Annotated in this window: 6 protein-coding genes; all 6 read right to left on the minus strand. The window is 34.8% G+C overall.

The window, feature by feature from the left end:
- Positions 1-130: 130 nt before the first annotated feature.
- The 6 genes from TJ68_RS08150 to TJ68_RS04975 are packed head-to-tail and all read right to left on the minus strand — an operon-like array spanning position 131 to position 3,986.
- Entirely contained in the window at positions 131-952 is an 822-nt protein-coding gene (locus tag TJ68_RS08150; RefSeq protein ID WP_052327315.1) for an N-acetylmuramoyl-L-alanine amidase, read from the minus strand.
- Positions 952-1,089, minus strand: a complete 138-nt coding sequence (locus TJ68_RS08410; RefSeq protein WP_155974676.1) for a hypothetical protein — start codon at positions 1,087-1,089, stop codon at positions 952-954. Before TJ68_RS08410 ends, TJ68_RS08150 begins: the two co-directional genes overlap by 1 nt.
- Positions 1,090-1,133: 44 nt before the next feature.
- Complete coding sequence (locus TJ68_RS04965; RefSeq protein WP_052327316.1) at positions 1,134-1,379, minus strand: phage holin; 246 nt, start codon at positions 1,377-1,379, stop codon at positions 1,134-1,136.
- Positions 1,380-1,384: 5 nt separating this feature from the next.
- Entirely contained in the window at positions 1,385-1,681 is a 297-nt protein-coding gene (locus TJ68_RS04970) for a DUF7365 family protein (protein WP_040929059.1), read from the minus strand.
- Positions 1,682-1,722: 41 nt separating this feature from the next.
- Positions 1,723-1,884 carry a hypothetical protein gene (locus TJ68_RS08415; RefSeq protein ID WP_155974677.1) on the minus strand — a complete coding sequence of 54 codons (162 nt, stop codon included), beginning with the start codon at positions 1,882-1,884 and terminating at the stop codon, positions 1,723-1,725.
- The gene (locus TJ68_RS04975; RefSeq protein WP_040929060.1) at positions 1,884-3,986 is read right to left on the minus strand and encodes a phage tail spike protein; all 2,103 of its coding nucleotides are present in this window, start codon (positions 3,984-3,986) and stop codon (positions 1,884-1,886) included. Before TJ68_RS04975 ends, TJ68_RS08415 begins: the two co-directional genes overlap by 1 nt.
- Positions 3,987-4,574 lie beyond the last annotated feature (588 nt).

The raw sequence follows: 4,574 nt of genomic DNA on the forward strand, positions 1-4,574 counted from the left end.
AAAATGTTTAATAATTTCACTTCATTATAACATTTAACAAGATTTATTTTTAACCATTAGTATACTACATCATTTAACTAAGTATTGTGTTTTTTGACACAAAAAACAGGGAGCAATAGCACTCCCTTTTTTAATATCTCTTATTCACTTCACGTTGAATTACGTTTGGATCGTAGCCTGCTCTTTTCAATCTATTAAATCTATCTTGACCGTTACCCCATTTACCAGCCAGAACGTCGTTCACGATTGTTGCGGTTGATTTTTTCTTCGGTGCTGATTTCACACCGAATCTTCTATTGATTTCTGCCTGAACTTTAGCATAGTTACTACCTAATGAACGTTTACGTGCATCTCCATTACCATGCTTTCCAGCTAATACTTCATCTGCTAACTGTGAGATTGTTTTAGATTTAGATTTAGCCTTAGTAACTTTCTTACCATTTAATTGATCTAAATATCGTTGTACTTTACGTCTAAACGCTTGGTAACTATTAGTAGCGTGCATTTTGTGCGGACAGTCTTTGCCTGACCAGTCATAGTGACGTTTAAGTCTGTCAATACCCCAACCATACTGTTTAAGCACATGAGCGATATATAGTGCTGCATTATCTTCTGCTTTTTTATAACGAGCAGATTTAGCACCACTATAACCGTTATCCATACTGTAACAGATTTCAATACCGATTGACTTGCGGTTACCTGTACCGTTCGCACCATCTCCTGCATGCCAACTGTTTCGATTAAATGGAATTAATTGAATTGCTTCTTTGTCGTCAATAGCTACGTGGTAGCTGACTTGATTATTATTGTTATTGTGATAAGTTGCTTCATTTCTAGCTGAAGCAGTATTCCCTGTGTTGTGAACTGTTACATATTCAGGTTTCATTGCGTATGGTGCTTTAATTGGATATTTAGATGAAGGTAGATACATATCTACAATTTCGTAAGCCATTATTTGCCACTCTCCTTAAATCCTTTGAATTGACTATCGTCTGCTTTTTCTACTTCTTTTGGTGGTTTAATATCTTCGCCAATTCCTCCACCATTAATTTCTAATGCTTTTTCAAAGTCCACTTTTTCTTGTGCCATACTTATCTACTCCTTAATTTTTTGCATAAAAAATAGCCACACGATCATTGTCGTGCAGCTTTATTTCGTTTCTTTTCATACGCTAATACTTTATCTGCTTTCTGTGCTTCTTTCGTAATGCTGTTGTTCTTCCACCATGCCCATATACTAACTGCTACAAGTGCTAGTCCGTTCACAAATTCATATATTTGTTCTTCGTCGTATGGTAACGGTGTCCAGCCTTTACCGATTAAAATTTGATTAATAATTAATATTAGCATTACAACTAGTCTAACAATTGCCATTCTCATTATATTCACCTCTTCTTCAACTCTTCTTTTACTTCTTTCAACATGTCAAATAACATATCCTGCTTATCGTTAATGGCTTTCAAAGTTTTCAAATCTTCTCGCACGATAAATTGCTCTTGTTCAATCTTCTCGATCGACTTTGTATTTTGGTCTTGTTGACTTTCGATTTTAGTAAGTCTATTTTCTGCACGCTCTTTGTCTTTCGTCTGTTTATAGTAAAGACCAAAAACACCGATTAATATCGGTACTACCACTATCACAAACCAGTAAAGCACGTCTTTCTGTGTTTCTAGCTCATGCACATTAAACTCACTCCTTTTAAAAAAATAAAAAGCCTTACGGACTATTCCGCAGGCTTCTCTGATACTTTTTCTAACTCCGACTTATAATGGTCACGTTCTTGTGCGACCTTATTAAGTTCGATTTGTAACTGTAACTTCTCATCGCATAACTGACGATAGTTAGCGATTAATACTTGTTCTTCGGTAGATAATTTATGTTCCATTAAACACTCATCTCCTCTAGTTTATCTAATCTAGGTAGTATTTCTTGTATCGACTTAGCTATCACGTTTACATAGCTATAAATATCAATGCTTCTTCCATTTGCTAAAACTTCCCTAGGTGCTTCGTCGACTATTAATCCGATTTGCCATTGGTCAAACGTAGTTTCTTCTCCGCCTGTTAGTCGTTTGTATTCTCTGATTAGTAAGTCTCTGATAATAGCCGAAGCATTTCCTTCAAAGTCTTTGATATCTCTTTTCAACTCTCGTTCAGACGATTGACTAAATGTCGAAGCACTAATACCGTAATAGTTATCTCTAGCATCTGCCACGTGTACATGCGCTCCTTTAGGGTTGAGGTAGATACGACCACCGTTAGTTTCTAGGGCGATTCTTGCGTCTGAGTACATTGTTACTCCTGAATAGTCTCCATCTGAGTATCGTCTGCTATGAAACTCAATAGCACCAGAAACTCCTTCTTTGATATAATCTCCAGACCCGTCCCATTGCGTAGACAATCCCATATCTGACAGATATACAGACCATTTCTTATCATCATTACGAACTCTAAACTGTCCGTCATAAATCATTGCTCTCATGTGGTCATTAGATGTTGTGCCAAACCATTTCCTAGTTTGAATACCACGTGAGATAAGTTCACTGCCTTTTAAAGAAATGTAATGATCATTATCTGCATCTGTATAAATTGTTCCACCAGTGATTGTACTACCGAGTATTTCAGTACCATAAATCTTACTCCCATATATTTCAACACCATCTACAGTAATTGCTCGTAACGTTCCAGTAGTTATCGCATCAGCCACTATTCCCTCTGCAGTCGCTATCGTTCTCGCAGTCGCACCACCGTCAGTCGATATATACCAGCCCTGTGAGTTCAGTCCGAATACGTTGTTTGGATTGTTTTTATCTATCGCTTGAATACCGAAGTCTCCGTATCTCAACTCGTTCTCACTTGCATGAATTTTAGTAATCATGCCACGAGCCACTTCATCTAAACTCCATAAAGGTAATTTAGTTTCGCCTTTTAGTAACGAGTTAAAGTCTTTCGCAACTGATTGTAAATTTGATTTATAGCGACTTCTAATGCTTTCACTACCGAATGTAACTTCACAATTTACTAACTTATCGTTCACATCATACGTTTGTTTTAGCGATTGTATTCTGATTTCTTGTTCGAGATTAATTCGTTCGTCAATTAGAAACACTCTATCGCCAATTAAAGGTACTGCTTCTTTATAAATGCTTCTAACGTCATGCAAATTACCCTCAATGGATATTTCCAACGACTTTTCAACGGCTTCAGTCATCATCTTATCTAAAGTGTTTTTATCTGTTACACGACCGTCAACGATTGGTTTGCCCTCGTACACACCTACGATTTCAGCTAATGGAGATGTGTATTCACGTCTTAATTTAGCGTTCGTAAAGTAATCATCATTATCCGCAGCATCTTCACTTGATTCATTACCGAAGTTACCAAAACCTTTAATGTGTGTGACAAAACCACTCGCATCAATACTCTTTGATACGTTACTCGCATTGAGTTTATATTTATATAAAAAGTTCGTATCATTACCGATTAATTTCTTTAGATAGACCGTCTTACCAACGATGTAAAATTCTAAACTAAAGCGATCTATCAATCGCTTAAACATTTCTAAGCGAGTTTCGCCTTTACCAAAGCCCTCAATCTGTATAGCATTCACAAAATCAACTAACACATACTGATAACCACTACTGTTAAACACAATGTCAAAAGCGTTCTTTCCAGTATAGTGACCGTCTTTATCTTCGTGGATAATTTGCTTATCCATATCAAAATAAAAAAGAGGTGTAGCCCTTATATCTAAATAAAAGCTATCCCCTTTAGTAATTTGCTTGATATACATTATTTTATAATCAACCGTTTTATAATTAATTTCCCACAGTTTATCAATCTGTTTTAAGTCTAAGTTATTGTTTCTTTGTTGTGGGACTTTTAATTCAATGTCGTGGTTACCATTTAATTCTTCGTTGATTGTTTTAACCGCTAGGAGCGGATATTCGTTTTTATTGTGGTCACGTATTGTTAAAATATTTATCACTCCTTTATAATTTAATGTTGATAATATGCGAATGTGATGTTACTGTGAGTATAGTGGTTCACCTCGCTTTGAAATTACATTAGTTTAGTCGTATAAATAAATTTTAAACATAACATATTATTTTTAAAAGTACATTAGTTCGCAGTTTGTTCCTACCTTTTTTCATAGGTGTAGTTGCTTTGTATTTCCAATTGTGTAAATATAAAAAAAGATAGGAGGTAAAAATTTGAATCAACAAATTATTTCGAAAAGCTACAATCGTAACGGATTGTTATTCGGCTTATTTATAAGCGCAGATATGATTATTAAGATTTTCAATTACTTATTTCCTTTTCAAAACATTTTGGTATTCTATTATCTGGCAATAATCGCCTGTACAGTGATAGTGAATAATTTTAAATTTAATATCAGATACATTTTTTGTACATAATGATTGTTGTTTTATTTGGTTTGTCATTTCTTAGACTAACCGATACCACATATGGCTTTCAGTATTTAATTTATTTTAGTTGCTTTTTATTTAGGCAGTTATATGCTGCAATTCCAGATTAACGTTCACAAAGTATTTAAGACCGTTAATATAATTAA

The organism is Nosocomiicoccus massiliensis (assembly GCF_000438455.1).
In the GTDB taxonomy this organism is placed as follows: Bacteria; Bacillota; Bacilli; order Staphylococcales; family Salinicoccaceae; genus Nosocomiicoccus; species Nosocomiicoccus massiliensis.